The following is a 17,072-nucleotide window of genomic DNA, read 5'->3' on the forward strand; positions in this document are numbered from 1 at the left end:
CACCTGGCACCTCACCCCAGCCACCCCATAGGGAAGAGGGGCCGCCCGGCCTACGGCCCGACAGCCCCTCAACAAGATTTTCAGCAGTCTTCTAGACGGGTAAGTCCGGCAGGTGGGACTTCGGACTTACCCGTCGAGACCTGGGGGCAGCCGCTCCGGTCGCCGGTCGAAGGGATGCGTATGCCTGAGATGTACGACGTGATCACCATGGGGCGGATCGGGGTGGACCTCTACCCCCTGGAGACCGGACGGCCGCTGGCTCAGGTCGACACGTTCGGGAAGTTCCTCGGCGGTTCACCGACCAATGTGGCTGTTGCGGCCGCCCGGCTCGGACGGCGGACGGCGGTGGTGACACGCACCGGCCGGGACGCGTTCGGGGACTATCTCCACCAGCAGTTGCGGGAGTTCGGGGTGGACGACCGATGGGTGACGCCGGTCGACGCGTATCCGACGCCGGTGACCTTCTGCGAGATCTTTCCGCCGGACGACTTCCCGCTCTACTTCTACCGCCTGCCCAAGGCGCCCGACCTGGAGATCCACGAAGCGGAACTCGACCTGGACGCGATCCGGGCGGCCCGGGTCTTCTGGATGACCGGCACCGGACTGTGCGCGGAACCCAGCCGCACGGCGACGCTGGCGGCGTTGCGCGCCAGGAGCGAGGCGCGGGCGGAGTCCGGCAGCGAGCGAGGCCTTGCGCCAGGTTGTTGCACGGTCTTCGACCTGGACTGGCGCCCGATGTTCTGGACCGGCGAGCCCGATCACCCCGGCGCGGACCATCTCGTCGACCCCACGGCCACCGCGCGCTACCGCGAGGCCCTTGCCCACGCCACCGTCGCCGTCGGCAATCTCGACGAGTGCCGGATCGCCACCGGGGAACGCGAGCCGTATGCGGCCGCCCGCGCCCTGCTCGCCGCAGGGGTCGAGCTCGCCGTCGTCAAGCAGGGCCCCAAGGGTGTCCTCGCCGTCCACCGGGACGGCACCGTCGCCGACGTCCCGCCCCTGCCCGTGGACGTCGTCAACGGTCTCGGCGCCGGAGACGCCTTCGGTGGGGCGCTCTGCCACGGGCTGCTCGCCGGCTGGGAGACCGAGCGCATCATGCGGTACGCCAACGCGGCCGGCGCCATCGTCGCCTCCCGGCTCGCCTGTTCGCCCGCCATGCCCTTCCCCCACGAGGTGGAAGAGGCACTCGTCCGCGGCGCCGTCACCACCGGCGAACCCGAACCCGAACCCGAACCCGAACCCGGAGCCGGGCCCGAACCCGGGCCTGGGGCGGTCTCATGACGCCCGCGGCCTCCTCCGTCGCCGACCTCGTACGGCTGCGCGTGCGCCACCCCGAAGCCGTCGCCGAGGCCGCCGCCCGCCGCCGCAGACGGCCCCTCGTCGGTGACAGCGGACGCCTGATGATCATCGCGGCGGATCATCCGGCCCGCGGCTCCTTCGCCGTCGGCGGGCACGAACTGGCCATGGCCAACCGGTTCGAGCTCCTGGAGCGGCTCTGCCTCGCCCTGTCCCGCCCCGGCGTCGACGGCGTCCTCGGCACCGCCGACATCCTCGACGACCTGCTGCTCCTCGGCGCGCTGGAAGACAAGGTCGTCATCGGCTCGATGAACCGCGGCGGGCTCGCGGGCGCCTCCTTCGAACTCGACGACCGCTTCACCGGCCACCGCCCCGACGACCTCGCCCGGCTCGGCTTCGACGCGGGCAAGCTGCTGCTCCGCATCGACTACGACGACCCCGGCTCCCTCGACACCATGCACGCCACCGCCCGCGCCATCGACGCCATGGCCGCGCACCGGCTGCCGGTCTTCGTCGAGCCGTTCCTCTGCCGCCGGGTCGACGGCAAGGTCCGCAACGACCTCGGCGCGGCCGCGGTGACCACATCGATCGCCATCGCCTCGGGGCTCGCGGGCACCTCCGCGTACACCTGGCTCAAGGTCCCCGTCACCGAGAACCCCGACGACATGGCGCGCGTGATGGAGACATCGACGCTGCCTGCCGTGCTGCTGGGCGGCGAGGTGGGCGGCGACCAGGAGGGCGCGTACGAGAAATGGCGTGGCGCGCTGCGACTTCCCACCGTTCAGGGGCTGGTGGTGGGGAGGTCGCTGCTCTATCCGGTCGACGGGGATGTGGTCGGTGCCGTCGACACGGCCGCTGCACTGCTGTAGCGAGTGGACAGGGACGGGTAGGGAGAAGGCATGACGACGGACCATGAGGAACGCGTACGGGAACGGCCGGGTCACCGGTGGCATCTGCCCGCGGGCAGCGCGGCGGAGGGACCGTACGCCCTGGACATCGATCCGAAGCGGGCCGGCTGGGACCGGTCGAGCCTGCGTGTGGTGGAGCTGCGGCCCGGCGGTGTTCACACACTTGTCACCGGGGAGAGCGAGTGGATCGTCCTGCCGTTGACCGGTGGCTGTACGGTGCACACCTCAGGTGAGATCTTTGAACTGCTGGGCCGGGAAAGCGTGTTCAGCGGGGTGTCCGACTTCGCCTACGTACCACGTGACGCCCATGCGCAGATCGCCTCCGGCGCAGGAGGCCGCTTCGCCCTGGCAGGAGCGAAGTGCGAGCGACTACTCCCCGCTCGCTACGGCCCCGCGCCGGAGGTACCCGTGGAGCTGCGCGGCTCCGGGACCTGCTCGCGCCAGGTCAACAACTTCGCCGCCGCCGACACGTTCGAGTGCGACCGGCTGATCGCCGTCGAGGTCCTCACCCCCGGCGGCAACTGGTCCTCGTATCCGCCGCACAAACATGACGAGCACCGCCCCGGAGCCGAGTCGGTCCTCGAAGAGATCTACTACTTCGAGATCGAGGAGCGGGGCGGCACAGCCGGGTTCGGCTATCACCGTGTCTCCCCGTCCCGGCCCGGCGGCACGGATGTCCTCGCCGAGGTCCGCAGCGGCGACGCGGTCCTGATCCCCGACGGCTGGCACGGCCCGTCCATCGCCGCCCCCGGCCACACCATGTACTACCTCAATGTGATGGCCGGCCCGGGGGAGCAGCGGGAGTGGCTGATCAGCGACCACCCCGATCACGGCTGGATCCGCGACACCTGGCCGGCGCAGCCGGTCGACCCCCGGCTCCCGCTCCACGGACTCTCCGGCCCCTCCGGAATTTCCGGTCAGGAGGCATCCCGATGAGCACCCGCAGGCTCACCACCGCCCAGGCCCTGATCTCCTTCCTCGCCCGCCAGTACACCGAGCGCGACGGCCGTCGGCAGCGTCTGATCAGCGCCACCTGGGGCATCTTCGGCCACGGCAACGTCGCCGGAATCGGCCAGGCGCTGCTGGAGACCGGGCCCTCCATGCCCTACCTCCAGGGCCGCAACGAGCAGTCCATGGTGCACGCCGCCGTCGGGTACGCCCGCCAGTCCGGCCGACTCTCCGCACACGCCGTCACCACGTCCATCGGCCCCGGCGCCACCAACCTCGTCACCGGCGCCGCCCTCGCCACGATCAATCACCTCCCCGTCCTGCTCCTCCCCGGCGACACCTTCGCGACCCGCCCCGCCGACCCCGTCCTGCAACAGCTCGAAGTCCCGTCCGCCGGCGATGTCTCCGTCAACGACTGTCTGCGCCCCGTCTCCCGCTACTTCGACCGGATCACCCGCCCCGAGGCGCTCGTCCCGGCCGCCCTCCAGGCCATGCGGATCCTCGCCGACCCGGCGGAGACCGGCGCGGTCACACTCGCGCTGCCGCAGGACGTACAGGCGGAGGCGTACGACTGGCCGGAGGAGTTCTTCGCCGAGCGCATCTGGTACGTACGCCGGCCCGCGCCCGACGCCCATGAGCTGGAGCAGGCGGTACGGGCCGTGCGCACCGCCCGCCGGCCGCTGATCGTCGCAGGCGGCGGCGTCCATCACAGCGCCGCCGAGGAGACCCTCGCCGCGTTCGCCGCCGCCACCCGGATCCCGGTCGCCTCCACCCAGGCGGGCAAGGGCTCGCTGCGCCACGACCACCCCGCCGATGTCGGCGGCATCGGCCCGACCGGCACCGCGGCCGCCGACGAGCTGGCCCGCACCGCCGACCTGGTCATCGGCATCGGCACCCGCTACTCCGACTTCACCACCGCCTCCGGCACGCTCTTCTCCAACCCGGCGGTCCGCTTCCTGGGCCTCAACATCACCGGCTTCGACGCCCACAAGCTCGCCGCGCTCCCCCTCGTCGCCGACGCCCGCACCGCCCTCGAAGCGCTGACCGGGGCCCTGAACGAGCGCAACTACCGCGTCGACCCGGCCTACGAGACCGAGTGCACCGAGGCGAAGGAGCGCTGGGAGCAGCGCGTCGACGCCGCGTTCGCCGCCGACGACCCCCACGCCCGGCCCACTCAGGCTCAGGTCCTCGGCCTGCTCGACACCCTGGTCACCGACGACGACATCCTGATCAATGCCGCGGGTTCGCTCCCCGGCGACCTGCACAAGCTGTGGCGGACCCGCTCCCGACGCCAGTACCACGTGGAGTACGGCTACTCCTGCATGGGATACGAGATCCCGGCCGCGATCGGCGTACAGCTGGCCGCCCCCGGCCGTCCCGTCTGGGCGCTCGTCGGCGACGGCACGTACCTGATGAACCCCACCGAGATCGTCACCGCCGTGCAGGAGAACCTTCCGATCAAGGTCGTCGTCCTGCAGAACCACGGCTATGCCTCCATCGGCGGGCTCTCCGAGACGGTCGGCGGCGAACGCTTCGGCACGGCCTACCGGCACCGGAGCGCCGACGGGAGTTTCACCGGCCCCCCGCTGCCCGTCGATCTCGCCGCCAATGCGGCCTCCCTCGGAATGCGGGTGCTGCGCGCGAAGACCGTCCATGACCTGCGCGAAGCCCTCACCGAGGCGCGGAGCGCGGACCGCCCCACTTGTGTCTACGTCGAGACCGAAACGGCAGACACAGTGTCGGGCCCCCCTCCGGCGCAGGCGTGGTGGGATGTTCCTGTAGCCGAAACGGCCACCCGCCCGTCGGCGGTAAAAGCCCGGGAAGACTACGACCGGCAAGTCGCAGCCCGACGCCGCCACCTCTGAAGGCCTGAAGGAGTTTCGTCATGAAGACTGTCAACCACTGGATCGGTGGCAAGACCGTCGAGGGCACGTCGGGCAACTACGGCCCGGTCACCGACCCGGCCACCGGCGCCGTCACCACCCAGGTCGCGCTCGCCTCCCTCGAAGAGGTCGACGCCGCGGTAGCCGCAGCGAAGGACGCGTACGCCACGTGGGGCACGTCCTCGCTGGCCGCCCGCACCGCCGTCCTCTTCCGCTACCGCGCGCTGCTCGACGCCCACCGCGACGACATCGCCGCGCTGATCACCGCCGAGCACGGCAAGGTGCACTCCGACGCGCTCGGCGAGGTCGCCCGCGGTCTGGAGATCGTCGAGCTGGCCTGCGGCATCACGACCCAGCTCAAGGGCGAGCTGTCCACCCAGGTCTCCAGCCGGGTCGACGTCTCCTCGATCCGTCAGTCGCTCGGTGTCGTCGCGGGCATCACGCCGTTCAACTTCCCGGCCATGGTGCCGATGTGGATGTTCCCGCTGGCCATCGCGTGCGGCAACACGTTCGTCCTCAAGCCCAGCGAGAAGGACCCGTCGGCCGCCATGCTGCTGGCCGAGCTGGCCGCCGAGGCCGGTCTGCCGGACGGCGTGCTGAACGTCCTGCACGGCGACAAGGTCGCGGTCGACGGGCTGCTGAACCACCCGGACGTGGCCGCGGTCTCCTTCGTCGGATCGACCCCGATCGCCCGCTACATCCACATCACCGCCACCGCCAACGGCAAGCGCGTCCAGGCGCTCGGCGGTGCGAAGAACCACATGCTGGTCCTGCCGGACGCGGACCTCGACGCCGCCGCCGACGCCGCGGTCTCCGCCGCGTACGGCTCCGCCGGTGAGCGCTGCATGGCGATCTCCGCGGTCGTCGCGGTGGGTGCCATCGGTGACGAGCTCGTCGCCAAGATCAAGGAGCGGGCCGAGAAGATCAAGATCGGTCCCGGCAACGACCCGACGTCCGAGATGGGTCCGCTGATCACCGCGGTCCACCGCGACAAGGTCGCCTCGTACGTCACCGGCGCGGCGGCCCAGGGCGCCGAGGTCGTCCTCGACGGCACCGGCCACACCGTCGACGGCTTCGAGAGCGGCCACTGGATCGGCCTCTCCCTCCTCGACCACGTGTCCACCGACTCGGACGCGTACAAGGACGAGATCTTCGGCCCGGTGCTCTGTGTCCTGCGCACCGAGACGTACGAGGAGGGCGTCGCCCTCATGAACGCCTCGCCGTTCGGCAACGGCACCGCGATCTTCACCCGCGACGGCGGCGCCGCCCGCCGCTTCCAGCTGGAGATCGAGGCCGGCATGGTCGGCGTCAACGTGCCGATCCCGGTGCCGGTGGGCTACCACTCCTTCGGTGGCTGGAAGGACTCCCTCTTCGGCGACCACCACATCTACGGCAACGACGGCGTGCACTTCTACACCCGCGGCAAGGTCGTCACCACCCGCTGGCCGGACCCGGCCGACGCCCCGTCGGGCGTGGACCTGGGCTTCCCGCGTAACCACTGATCGCCACTGGTTCCGCCGATCTTCCGCGCCGACGGCCCGTACGGAAGCTGTATCCGTACGGGCCGTCGGCATGCACGGAAGCCGTGTCCGGCTGCCGTGGTCGTCCGGCGTGCTCTCACAAGCGCCGCAGGCCCACGTACTGGAGCGCACCCATGGCCGCCACCGAAAGGCCCTGGAACACGATCCACCCGTTGCCGGCGCCCGTCGCCGTCAGCGCGTCGACGAGCACGGTCACGACACTTGCCACGGCCCAGGCCACGTTCAGGCCGATGACGACGGCGACCGCGCCGCGGCTGATGCGCTCCTGACGGGAGACGACCAGCACCCACAGGGCGTACCCGGTGAGGAACACGCCCACCGGGTACTGCACCGAGAGACGTACGCCGAGGAACGAGTCCAGGACCGTGGCGAGTGCGAGGTATCCGACGCCGTTCGCACCGGTGAGGGCGACGTCCGCCAGGAGGGCGAACCGGAGCAGGCTGTCGGAGCGGGTGGCGCCTGCCACCGGGACCGTACCCGCGTTCTGGGACGACATCATGAGGTCTTCCTTTCCTTACTGTGTTGCTGATCCGCAGCTGTGTGCCGGGTGGGGCCGGAGGTGCCCCGGCATCGGGGAACACCCGGGGTGGGCGAACCGGGCAGGACCCGGGTCCCGGTGTTCACCGGCAGGAACGATTCGAGCGCAATGCCGCTCGGCGGACCGGAGGGGAGATCGGAGAAGAGGGTGCCGGGGCGTTCAGCCGCGCGACCGCGGCGCGAAGGCCCATACGGGGACGGTAATGACCGGCACACGGCCGCCTCAATTACCTCCCAGGTAATCGTCGCCCGGCAGAATTCGGGGCTGACGGCCGGTTCAGGGACCGGTGGTTGCCGGTGCGCGCGTTCATGGGGCGGGCCGGGTCCGGCCCGCCCCAACCGAAAGAGGGAGCCGCACCAGCGGCTCCCTCTCTCTTTCGGTCTGACCCTGTCATCGCGTGCCGGCTGCGGTTCTCCCGGAACCGACCGCCTCGGCGATCATCCGCTCCATCGGAACGGCGCCCACCCGGCCCGAGACCAAGAAGGCGAACACCATCGTCGCCACCATGATCACCGTGCCGAGCCACACCATCGTCTCGACCGGCACGGTGTACGCCCCCACCGTCCGCACCACACACTCACCCAGCAGCGCCGCACCCCACACCGCCGAGAACCGCGTCTGCGCCCTTCGGAACGCCGCCGACTCCGCCGAGAGCCGCTGCCACGCGGTGTCCTTGGCCGCATCACCCTTGACCAGCCACGGCCGCACCGCCGCGCTCATCATCGGTTGCCCCTTCAGCGCGGTCACCAGGACGACGAGCCCGATGACGCTGCTCACCCCGCTGTCCTTGGCGAGCATCAGCCGCGGGTCACCGACCATCAGGCTCGTCAGCAGTCCGACCACGTTGACCGTCACCATCAGCGCCGCCAGCCCGTTGAGCCGGCGCTTGCGCACCACCCCCCACACGGTCCGGACGACCGGCACCACGCTGCTCCACGCCAGAGCGGCGAACGTCCCCATGCCCGCCGCCTTCAGCGCGTAGTACGAGACGAGCGGCACCCCCACATCCACGAGCAGCGGCAGCACACTGTCGAGCAGCGCCCTGCGCGGAACGGACGGGGCGGCGGCGACCGGAGCATCTGCGACAGGGGCGGTGGCTGTGGCGGCCGGGCTGCTCATGACGGGTTCCTCTCCCGTATCGGCGGACGCCTTCGCGGCCCCGCTCTCGATGCGTACAGACTGGCCGCCGGGGCCCGGTGCCCGGCAGAGCCGCGTGTACCGAGGTCCGTATGACGAATGTCAGCCCTTGCCGATGACGGCCTGGGGCCTTCGCGGCGGTACGCGGACGAGTGGACGGTGTCCATCCGTGACGTCACCCCGCTCGCCCGGGAGATCCACGGCCATGTGCGGGCGGGACGGCTCGACGAGGCGAGGGCACTGTTGCCGGCCGAGTTGCCGTACGGGACGGACGCGATGCCGCCCAGGGGCTGACCCGACCTGCGCGACCTGGCATTCTGCACGTGTCCACCGGGCCCCGAACGCGGAGACCGGTCAGGGGAGAGGGACGAGGGGAGACAGCCGTGGAACCCACGCCTGCCCGGGAGCGGCACGACACGCTTCCCGAAGGGCTCGCCGAGGCGATACGCGCCACCGCCGAGGAGATAGCGGCGCTGCTGCGCGGCCGCACGGACACGAGCGTGCCCGTCCCCGGATCCGAGTGGACGCTCGGTGAGGCGGCAGCCCATCTGGCGCAGGCCAACGAGCTGATGGCGGAGGTCGCCGCGGGCCACGAGCGCAGCTACGGGGACGGCACGCCGCAGAGCCTGGCGGCGGCCAACGAGCGCGCCCTCGCCGGGTTCGAGGAGCGTGGGGCGGATCCGCTGGCCGCCATGATCGTGGCGCAGGCGGCCGCCTTTCTCCGGGCCGCGGAACGTCGAGCACCGGACGAGCCGGTGGAGACGCCGCTGGGCTCGATGGATCTCGCCGAGCTCGGCTCGTACCTGCTCACCCACATGCTCGGCCACGGCTACGACCTCGCCCGCGCGCTCGGCCGTCCGCACATGCTCGACCGCACCCGGGTCGAGCTGTCGATGCCCTTCATGCTCACGGTCATGCCGCGGGTCGTCTCCGCCGCATCCGCCGGGCTGACCGCCCGCTTCGACATCCGTCTGCGCGGCGGCTCGCGGTTCGGGGTGATCGTCACCGACGGTGCGGTGACCGTCGAGCGCGGGCCGGCGAGCCGCCCGGACTGCACGATCCTCATCGAGCCGGTCACGTTCCTGCTGATCGCGCTCGGCCGCTGCGATCCCTGGGGTGCCATCGCCCGCGGCCGCGTGCTCACCTGGGGCCGCAAGCCCTGGCTCGCGCCCCGGTTCCCGACCTTGTTCACGGCTCCCTGAGCCACGGAAACCCGCTCGCCGAACCGGACCGGCCGGTGCTGTGATGACGCCATGACAGCACCGGCCGCCCCGCAGCACCAGATCCGCGCCCAGCACACGGACACCACCATCACCGTCTACCAGGCCTACTCACGCTCCATCGGCCTCCCCGCCGCCCGTGACGGGCACTTCCCCACCGCCTGGAAGCGCGACCGCATGACATGAGTCATCAAAGCGCGTTCACAGCCCCTTTCGGTGCCTGAAGAGAGGTCATCCGCGCCGTTGCGGGCCTGGTCGGCGACCGCGCGGCCACTCGATGACCACCGCTGACGTCGTGTGGTCGATTGATATCGTCCGCGAATGACCAGTCGCAGCCGCGACCGCGTCGCAGACGTCCGCAGCGTCGTGATTGCGCACATGCCCGACTACCAGGTCGACTCCGTCGTGCAGTTCGGCGAGGGCCTGGACAATCTGGCGTACGAGGTGAACGGTGAGCTGATCGTGCGCTTCAGCAAGGAGCCCGACCTGGCACGGCGGGCCGCCCTGCTGAACCACGAGGCCCGCGTGCTTGCTGCCGTCGCCGACGTTTCGCCGCTGCTCGTGCCCCAGCCGACGTTCACGGTCGCGGAGCAGGGTTGTCTGGCCTACTTCAAGCTTCCCGGCGTGCCACTGGTGGATATGCCGCGGCACCAGCGATCGGCCCACGGCACGTCGATTGGCGCCACGCTTGGCGAGCTACTCACTGCGCTGCATGCTGTTGCGATCGATCGGGTGGCCGTGGAAACGGACCACCAGTCGGTGGCCGAGTGGCGACATGAGGCCACGGAGAACTATGTGACGGTGGCCGGGCAGGTACCGGCGGCGCAGCGCCGATCCGTCGAGGCGTTCCTGGACGCCGCACCGCCGCACGATGGCTGCACCCCAACGTTCTCCCACAACGATCTGGGGATCGAACACGTTCTCGTCGACCCGGTCGCATGGACGGTGACCGGCATCATCGACTGGAGCGATGCCGCCGTCGTCGATCCGGCCTGCGACTTCGGGCTGCTCTACCGCGATCTCGGCCCCGCGGCTACCCGCGCCGCCATCAGCACCTATCGAACCGACGTCAACGACGTCGCGGCTCTCAGCGAGCGCGCCGTGTTCTATGCCAGGTGCAGTGTCTTCGAGGATCTGGCATACGGCATCGAGACGGAACAAGGCAAATACGTCGACAAGAGCCTTGCCGCGATGGAATGGCTGTTTCCGTCATAGCCGCCTCATCTCGACCGAGCCGCCAGGGACATCAACCCGCCGGGAGGCCTCACTGCCGTCGCTGAACACCCAGGACTCGCCCACGCGCACGACCATCCCATGGCCGAGTCTGAGACCGGGCCTGTGGCCTCCCCCCGCTTACTTCGACGCGTTCGCGTGCCACCAGTATGGACGGGCTCATTCGAACCGTTCCCTACCCGCATCCTCGCCCAATTGAGAGAAGCCCCAGCAAGACCGATGAGTCTCAGCGTCCACGGGCGTCTACAGGTGCGACAGTCCCGACCAGGCACGAAAACGAGGAGACGAAGCATGAGCACCGAGCAGACCACCCCGGCCAACGGCTTCTCCTACAAGCTGACCCGAACGCTCGACGCCTCCGCGGTGAAGGTGTGGCGGGCGTGGACCACTCCCGAGCAGTACGCCCGGTGGGCTTACGCCGTTGCCGGCTCCGTCGAGATGGACGTACGGCCGGGCGGAGCGTGGAAGGCCACGATGGTCACGCCCGACGGCGGACAGTTCCCGCTGACCGGCTCCTATCTCGAGGTCGCCGAGAACCGCCTCCTGGTGGTCGGCATGGACGTACCCGGCAAGCCCGCGCCCGCAGCCATGACCATGGAACTCGACGAGCCGAACGACCACCACACGCAGATCCTGCTCCACCAGACCTGCGACACCGCCGAGGAACGCGACATGGCCGAGCAGGGCAGCACCATGCTCCTCGACAGCCTGAGCGCCTTCCTGGCCGATGAGGCGAGGAACTGACCCCGCTCAGAACCACCAACCGCCCGTAGATTACGGGGCAGGCCGGAACACGCCCGGTTCTGCCCCCGGCCGACTGCCTGTGCAGTTCGCTCCGTGACCAGGACGGGTATTGCTGCTGAAGGGGCCAGCGAACCGACTAGGAATCTCTTTGCGAAAAGGGCTATGACCGCGGCTTGACATGGGCCATGGCTTCGGCCTGGACGAGGGCGATCAGCGGGGGCTGTCCTTCGGCCGGCCGGTAGTGCAGGTGACGGCGGGTGGTGCGCAGGACCGCGGTGAAGGAGATGCGGTCTGGGTCCAGTGGTCGGCCGGTCGTGGGATCCAGGCTGGCCTGGGCGGCGCGGGCGCGTTGTGCCTGCAGGTATTGGTGGGTGATGAGCGGGCCGTAGATCTCCTGCATGACGCCGTCGGGGTTCTGCGATCGCAGCAGGGGCCGGTGGTCGCGTTGGAGGATCTTGACCTCGAAGAGGCTGGTCTCGCTGTTCCAGCGCTGTGCATAGACGGCGGCGACCTGTTCGGCCGGGGCTTGGCCGACATCCAGCAGGCTGGTGATCACACGCAGTCGGCGGGTGCGGGACGGGCCGTGTTCAGGGGTGGCGGTGATGTCGGCGTCCACCACCCGCACCGGCACGCCGTGCGGGTGGCCTGGTGGCATGCGCCGGTTGCAGAAGCGGGAGGCGGCCTGGCGCTGGCTGGAGGCCCGGTCCGCAACGCAGGACAGGAAGCTTCCGTCCGCCAGTTCGCGCAGGTGGGGCAGCCAGTGGTGGGAATGCGCGCGGACTATGAAGTCGGCGCCGGAGGAGGTGAGTTGGGCGAGGATGTCGTGTCCGTGAAAGGCCCGGTCCATCAGCACGAGCTGCCCGCCGGACAGGGACGCGGTTGTGGCCAGCTGCTTGGCCAGCGCGACCTCGTTGTCCCGGCGCGGTCCGAAACGGGCGTCGAGAATGCCGCGGGTGCCGCAGGCGATCAGCAGAACGAGCTTGACCTGTGGGTAGTGTCCGGGCTTGTGGCTGCCACCCGGGGGCGGTCCGAACGCCTTGATATTGGCCGGCGTGGGCGCGACATCGAGGACGGTGCCGTCCAGCGCAAGCATCAGCAGACGCCAGCCGAAGGCGAAGGCGCCGGCCGACTGCGGCGTGGTCAAAGGACCGCACACCTGCTCGAACAGGGCCTTCAACGGCCCAGAGCCCAGCCGTGTGCGGGCCTTGGAGACGGCGGACGTGCCTGCCACCCGCAAGGCTCCCGCATGAACCGCGGTGCGCAGCCCGTCGGTCAGCCTGCGCAGGATCTCCGCATAGCCGTCGGTGAAGTGCAGGCACATCGCCAGCACGAAGTACTCTCGGTGGAGGAGCGGGAGCGGATGCAGGCCTACCGCCCACTGTGGGCCGCCTTCTGGCTGGCCATGTTGCTGCCGGGCAACGGTGGATTCCGACGCAACCCTCCAGGCACCACCGAGGCGCAGGCGCACCACCTGTTGGCGCTACTGGATTGATGGATGCCGTCTGAGGATCTCGGGAACGTCCGGATCTGCTGCGATCCGCGCGGTCATGCTTGTTATGCCGATGTCCGGACGAAGCGTCGCCAGGTAGTTTGGCCGCGTCGGTCAGACGGAGGCGAGGAACGCCCGCACCCGCTCCATTAGCAGCGCGGACGCCTCCGGGTCGTACGCGTCGAGCGAGGAGTCGGCGAAGAGGTGCTGGTCGCCGGGATAGACGAAAAGCTCGGCGAACGCCGCGGAGCCCGCGAGTTCGCGTGCGGCCGGCAGATCCTCGTCGAAGAACTCGTCGCCCTCCTTACCATGGATCTGCACCGGCACCCCTTCCGGCCACGCCTCCCCGAACTCCGCGACCGGGATACAGGAGTACATGAGCAGTGCCCCGCGGGCACCGGGCCGGGTTTGCGCGAGCCGCTGGGCGATCGTCACGCCGAAGGAGAATCCCGCGTAGACGAGCTCGGGACCGAGCTCGGCGGCCGCGGCGGCGCCGCGCTCCCGGATCGCGTCGAACCCCGTATCACGCGCGAATCCGAAACCCTTCTCGATGCTGCCGAACGTACGGCCCTCGAACAGGTCGGGGGTGTGCACGGTATGCCCGGCCTGCCGCAGGCCGTCGGCGAAGGCTCGCACTCCGTCGGTCAGACCCTGGATGTGGTGGTACAGCAGTACCTCGGCCATGTCAGCGGCTTCCCTCCCTCATTGATCGACTTTTTTGGAACATTCCGCGATGCTAGTCTGTTCCGCGATGGCACACAATCCCCCGGGCTACGAGCTAGCCGATCGGATGGCGCTGACCGGGCCGGCCCAGGTGAAGGCCATCGGCCACCCGCTCCGCACCACGATCCTGCAGCTCCTCCACGAGCGGGCCGCAACCGTCACCGAGCTCGCGGCCGCGGTCGAGCGGCCCAAGAGCACCGTCGCGCACCACGTGGACGTGCTCACCCGCAACGGTCTGCTCCAGGTGGTGCGCACGCGGAAGGTGAGGGCGATCGAAGAGCGCTTCTACGGGCGCACCGCGCGCATGTTCTACATGGCAGCGGAGCCATCACCCGCTGGCGAGGAGATGCCTGGCGACTTCAACGACTTCGAGGTGGCTGCAGGTGAGTCCGCGACGGCGTTCGAGCAGGGAAAGCTCTGGGGGTTCCTCCGGCATGCGCGCATCTCGGAGGATCAGGCCTCTCAGTTCTGGGACCGGATGGCCGAGCTGGTTGATGAGTTCGACCGGATGCCGAGGTCCGGCGAAACCATGTACGGGTTCGCGATCGGCGTCTATCCCACCGACCACCCGACCCTGCCGACAGCGGAGTAACCTGCCCCGGACAGTGGATCTTCAGCACGCCGATGCGGGCGGCGACCATCTACGAGTAATCCGGGCTGTGATCGAGGACCGGATACGGGGGCAGGGACAGCGTGTCCGGCAAGCTGAGCGAATGCAGGTCGCGGAGGACAGCACCCAGTTCTCCATACGTCGCCTTCCGATCGCCCTCCTGGATCAGATGCCAGAACGTCACCGGATGGCCGTCGACGACCAAGGGTTGTTCAAGGTCCTCGACCACACGCGTCACGGGGAAGTGCTCACGCGACAGCCACCGTGATACCTCAACCTCACCTCGTGCCGACTCCAGATACTCCGTCGAGCGTGCGATCCGCACCACCACCGGGTGGGCCGCCAGCCGGAACAACGCGTTCTCTCCAAGCCGGATCAGAGACGCCCCATCACTGTCGAGCCCTGCTTGTCGGCACGCCGCACGCAAGACCTTCATAGCGCCGGCCGAAGTGAATCCCTCTCCCGTGCGACGTGCAGCACCAGACGGCATGCCCGTACCCACTCCCTTAAATACTGCCGATCGCGAGGTACACGGCGGCTGGCAACAGGCATCAAGGCGACGGTACCCACGGGCAGGGAAGACAGACGGGACCGGGGCAGGATGATCGGCCATCTACGAAGACGTCGCTCACTCTGCCGTCAGCCGACGCCTCTGACCTGCGGGTATGTGGCAGAGCAGAAAAGGACTACGAATGATGCTTGACATGGATCAAGCCCAGCTTCCTGTGGATGATGTACCGCTGCGGCTGGGCCGCGAAGGAGGGCCAGGAGACCGTCCTGGCTGTCGAGATCACCCGCGAGGGCTTCGAGTGGGCGCTCCGGCGTGCGGTGCTGTCGCACTATGTGCCGGAGCTGCATGCCGACCGGGCCTCGTGGCAGCGGGAATTGAGGAGGTCGCCGGTGCGGGTGCAGTGGGATCCGGAGCGGGACCTGGGGCTGCGGGCGTTGGCGTACCGGTCGTTGCAGCTGGGGCTCTCGGGCGAGGCGGCGCGGCGGTACGTCGACGAGTGGACCGTCGGGATCACGGATGTGACCGCGACGGCGCGTGAGATCCACGGGCTCGTGAGCAGGGGTGAGGCGGCTGGGGCGCGGGCTTTGCTGCCGGTGGAGTCGCCTTATAAGAGACTGCGGGTCGAGTCCTGAGCGTTTCTGATCAGGGCCTTCGCGCCCTGGGGCGACTTACCACCCCAGGGCGCGGTCTGCGTGCTATGAACTCGGTGACGGCTCCGGCGCTGGGTCCTCCGCCGGCATCTCCGTGGGCTCAGGCAGCGATTCCGGGGTGGACAGGTCTGCCTGATTCTGAACAGCGAGTTCCCACCGGTCTGACATCGTGGCCTCTCCGTCCCCGTTGACATCCGGCATGCCAGGGGCGGGAGCCTCCGAGTCAGGGATGGGCACGTCGCCGTAGACAGGGATCAGCGTATTCCACTTGCGCTCCGGGTTGTAATTCGTCGCAAAGAGATAGCGTTTCCCGGCCTCCAGCAGGTAATCTCCTTCCGGGAAGGTGAGAACCCCATCACTATCCGTGCCGCCGAATTGATTTACGACGATTACGCCTGTGACGTCACCCTTGAATACCGTCTGCACCTCAACGGCGTACTGCGTTTCCGGGCCGATGCCGATGTCACGCTGACCCTTGACTACTGTGACCTTGCCGTAGAAGAGATCCTCACTTCCGCCTGCAAGATTCGCATCCACCGAGTAGTCTGCATCCATCATGAGATGCGAATACCGCGTTTCTGCTCCACTCGACGGGGAGCTGAGGTGCTGCATCGCGCCATATACCCCTAGTGCACCGACGCCCGAGAGGGCCAGAATAGAGGCCAGGGCAATCCGCCTGCTTTTCCTCATGATTAGTAACCCCAGAGCGCGTGGTAGGCGTTACGGTCGGTTGTAGTTGGACGTGCGGTCTTCGCGACATAACCGATGGTCGTAGCCATCAGCGTCCCGTTTGCCTTGTGGCCCAGCCCGAGCGCGTGACCCAGCTCGTGTGCGGCTGTCATTCGACGCCAGCTCGTCGCGCCATACCTCTTACCATCATCGAGGTAGTAGCGATTCATCATGATTCGGTCTGCACCGGGACGCCCTTGCCATGCAGCAAGAAATTTGACATCGGACCTGTTCGTATCTTCCCACTCAAGATCGGTAATGGTATTCCACGCATCAGGTGCAATTTTCACTGCTCGCAAGTTGTATTCCGAGTTATACCAGGCGGAATGGGCCCATTTGCGAGCGTCATCAAATTTCGTGTCGTCCTCCCAGCGAATCTCATGGTCGTCCACTGACGAATTTCCTCTTGAATCCGCTTGCGCAACCGCAGGGCTACCGAGAATGGTTGCACACACTGCCGCCGCGATGGCCAAGAGTTGTCTTTGCCTTACACCCACGCCGCCCCCATCATGGTGATCAACTGTGGTTGCAGACTATGAGTGAGGCCGGGAAACCGTCAAGCGCAACCGCCCCGTAGCCAGGCAGGCCAGCCGCACCCATCAGGGATCGCAAATCCTCCCGCAAAGGGGAATTGGCCCTTCCTTTTTGCATGCCCACCCAACACCCCAACCAGAGGGCCAACGAATCCATAATTTCCCCCATTCCGAACATGTCGACCCCGCCGGCGAGGGCCCGGCCAGTTTTTTGCTAAGGGCTGGTACCAGCGGTGATCTACGCCTTCATCGAACCCGAGAAGGCCGTCAACTGTGCAGGGGGTTGTCGATTAATAACTCCTCGGCTTATGGATGCCGTTGACCCCTAGGATGCGGGGGTGACGGATGAGGTGCAGCCGGGGTGGGCGGAGACGTTGGG

General features: G+C 68.6%; 18 protein-coding genes and 2 pseudogenes. 13 read left to right on the forward strand and 7 right to left on the reverse strand.

The window, feature by feature from the left end; genetic code table 11:
• The first annotated feature begins 180 nt into the window (after window positions 1-180).
• Genes iolC through mmsA form a run of 5 tightly spaced genes read left to right on the forward strand, consistent with a single transcriptional unit; the run spans window position 181 to window position 6,537 of the window.
• Entirely contained in the window at window positions 181-1,281 is a 1,101-nt protein-coding gene (gene iolC / locus ACWD6R_RS36160; RefSeq protein WP_451822622.1) for a 5-dehydro-2-deoxygluconokinase, read from the forward strand.
• Window positions 1,278-2,165, forward strand: a complete 888-nt coding sequence (locus tag ACWD6R_RS36165) for a Cgl0159 family (beta/alpha)8-fold protein (RefSeq protein WP_451822623.1) — start codon at window positions 1,278-1,280, stop codon at window positions 2,163-2,165. The genes iolC and ACWD6R_RS36165 overlap by 4 nt, the downstream gene beginning before the upstream one ends.
• 30 nt (window positions 2,166-2,195) lie before the next feature.
• The gene (iolB, locus tag ACWD6R_RS36170; protein WP_451822624.1) at window positions 2,196-3,140 is read left to right on the forward strand and encodes a 5-deoxy-glucuronate isomerase; all 945 of its coding nucleotides are present in this window, start codon (window positions 2,196-2,198) and stop codon (window positions 3,138-3,140) included.
• A complete protein-coding gene (iolD, locus tag ACWD6R_RS36175; protein ID WP_451822625.1) occupies window positions 3,137-5,017 on the forward strand; it encodes a 3D-(3,5/4)-trihydroxycyclohexane-1,2-dione acylhydrolase (decyclizing) in 1,881 nt (626 codons plus the stop codon). The genes iolB and iolD overlap by 4 nt, the downstream gene beginning before the upstream one ends.
• Before the next feature lie 20 nt (window positions 5,018-5,037).
• Window positions 5,038-6,537, forward strand: a complete 1,500-nt coding sequence (mmsA, locus tag ACWD6R_RS36180) for a CoA-acylating methylmalonate-semialdehyde dehydrogenase (protein ID WP_451822626.1) — start codon at window positions 5,038-5,040, stop codon at window positions 6,535-6,537.
• A 115-nt stretch (window positions 6,538-6,652) separates the two neighbouring features.
• Here mmsA and ACWD6R_RS36185 read toward each other — a convergent pair whose 3' ends face one another.
• Complete coding sequence (locus ACWD6R_RS36185; protein ID WP_451822627.1) at window positions 6,653-7,075, reverse strand: hypothetical protein; 423 nt, start codon at window positions 7,073-7,075, stop codon at window positions 6,653-6,655.
• Window positions 7,076-7,504: 429 nt separating this feature from the next.
• Entirely contained in the window at window positions 7,505-8,233 is a 729-nt protein-coding gene (locus tag ACWD6R_RS36190; protein WP_451822628.1) for a VC0807 family protein, read from the reverse strand.
• Window positions 8,234-8,383: 150 nt separating this feature from the next.
• Here ACWD6R_RS36190 and ACWD6R_RS36195 point away from each other — a divergent pair.
• The 5 genes and pseudogenes from ACWD6R_RS36195 to ACWD6R_RS36215 form a co-directional block, all read left to right on the forward strand.
• Window positions 8,384-8,545 (forward strand): annotated as a pseudogene (locus ACWD6R_RS36195) (DUF4291 family protein); the annotation flags it as partial.
• Window positions 8,546-8,634: 89 nt separating this feature from the next.
• Window positions 8,635-9,453 (forward strand): maleylpyruvate isomerase family mycothiol-dependent enzyme, encoded by an 819-nt coding sequence (locus tag ACWD6R_RS36200; protein WP_451822629.1) that lies wholly within the window; start codon window positions 8,635-8,637, stop codon window positions 9,451-9,453.
• 51 nt (window positions 9,454-9,504) lie between these two features.
• Window positions 9,505-9,654, forward strand: a pseudogene (locus tag ACWD6R_RS36205) (DUF4291 family protein); the annotation flags it as partial.
• A gap of 138 nt (window positions 9,655-9,792) precedes the next feature.
• Entirely contained in the window at window positions 9,793-10,686 is an 894-nt protein-coding gene (locus tag ACWD6R_RS36210; protein ID WP_451822630.1) for a phosphotransferase family protein, read from the forward strand.
• A 309-nt stretch (window positions 10,687-10,995) separates the two neighbouring features.
• Complete coding sequence (locus tag ACWD6R_RS36215) at window positions 10,996-11,448, forward strand: SRPBCC family protein (RefSeq protein ID WP_451822631.1); 453 nt, start codon at window positions 10,996-10,998, stop codon at window positions 11,446-11,448.
• A gap of 160 nt (window positions 11,449-11,608) precedes the next feature.
• Here ACWD6R_RS36215 and ACWD6R_RS36220 read toward each other — a convergent pair whose 3' ends face one another.
• Window positions 11,609-12,814, reverse strand: coding sequence for an IS4 family transposase (locus ACWD6R_RS36220; protein ID WP_451822638.1), 1,206 nt, complete (start codon window positions 12,812-12,814; stop codon window positions 11,609-11,611).
• Here ACWD6R_RS36220 and ACWD6R_RS36225 point away from each other — a divergent pair.
• Window positions 12,809-12,940: a hypothetical protein gene (locus tag ACWD6R_RS36225; protein ID WP_451822639.1), complete on the forward strand. Its 132-nt coding sequence runs from the start codon at window positions 12,809-12,811 to the stop codon at window positions 12,938-12,940. The genes ACWD6R_RS36220 and ACWD6R_RS36225 overlap by 6 nt on opposite strands.
• Window positions 12,941-13,051: 111 nt before the next feature.
• Here the strand turns inward: ACWD6R_RS36225 and ACWD6R_RS36230 are convergent, their stop codons facing one another.
• A complete protein-coding gene (locus ACWD6R_RS36230; protein ID WP_451822632.1) occupies window positions 13,052-13,621 on the reverse strand; it encodes a dienelactone hydrolase family protein in 570 nt (189 codons plus the stop codon).
• Window positions 13,622-13,688: 67 nt separating this feature from the next.
• On the opposite strand from ACWD6R_RS36230, the gene ACWD6R_RS36235 reads away from it, so the two are divergent.
• Window positions 13,689-14,252: an ArsR/SmtB family transcription factor gene (locus ACWD6R_RS36235; protein WP_451822633.1), complete on the forward strand. Its 564-nt coding sequence runs from the start codon at window positions 13,689-13,691 to the stop codon at window positions 14,250-14,252.
• A 49-nt stretch (window positions 14,253-14,301) separates the two neighbouring features.
• On the opposite strand, the gene ACWD6R_RS36240 is transcribed toward ACWD6R_RS36235, so the two are convergent.
• Entirely contained in the window at window positions 14,302-14,706 is a 405-nt protein-coding gene (locus tag ACWD6R_RS36240; RefSeq protein WP_451822634.1) for a phosphotransferase, read from the reverse strand.
• A gap of 263 nt (window positions 14,707-14,969) precedes the next feature.
• Between ACWD6R_RS36240 and ACWD6R_RS36245 the strand changes: the two genes are divergently transcribed.
• Window positions 14,970-15,413 carry a DUF4291 domain-containing protein gene (locus ACWD6R_RS36245; protein WP_451822635.1) on the forward strand — a complete coding sequence of 148 codons (444 nt, stop codon included), beginning with the start codon at window positions 14,970-14,972 and terminating at the stop codon, window positions 15,411-15,413.
• A gap of 63 nt (window positions 15,414-15,476) precedes the next feature.
• Here the strand turns inward: ACWD6R_RS36245 and ACWD6R_RS36250 are convergent, their stop codons facing one another.
• Window positions 15,477-16,121 carry a hypothetical protein gene (locus ACWD6R_RS36250; protein ID WP_451822636.1) on the reverse strand — a complete coding sequence of 215 codons (645 nt, stop codon included), beginning with the start codon at window positions 16,119-16,121 and terminating at the stop codon, window positions 15,477-15,479.
• A gap of 2 nt (window positions 16,122-16,123) precedes the next feature.
• Window positions 16,124-16,552: a matrixin family metalloprotease gene (locus ACWD6R_RS36255; RefSeq protein WP_451822637.1), complete on the reverse strand. Its 429-nt coding sequence runs from the start codon at window positions 16,550-16,552 to the stop codon at window positions 16,124-16,126.
• Between the last annotated feature and the right edge of the window lie 520 nt (window positions 16,553-17,072).

This window comes from Streptomyces sp. NPDC005151 (genome assembly GCF_053599875.1).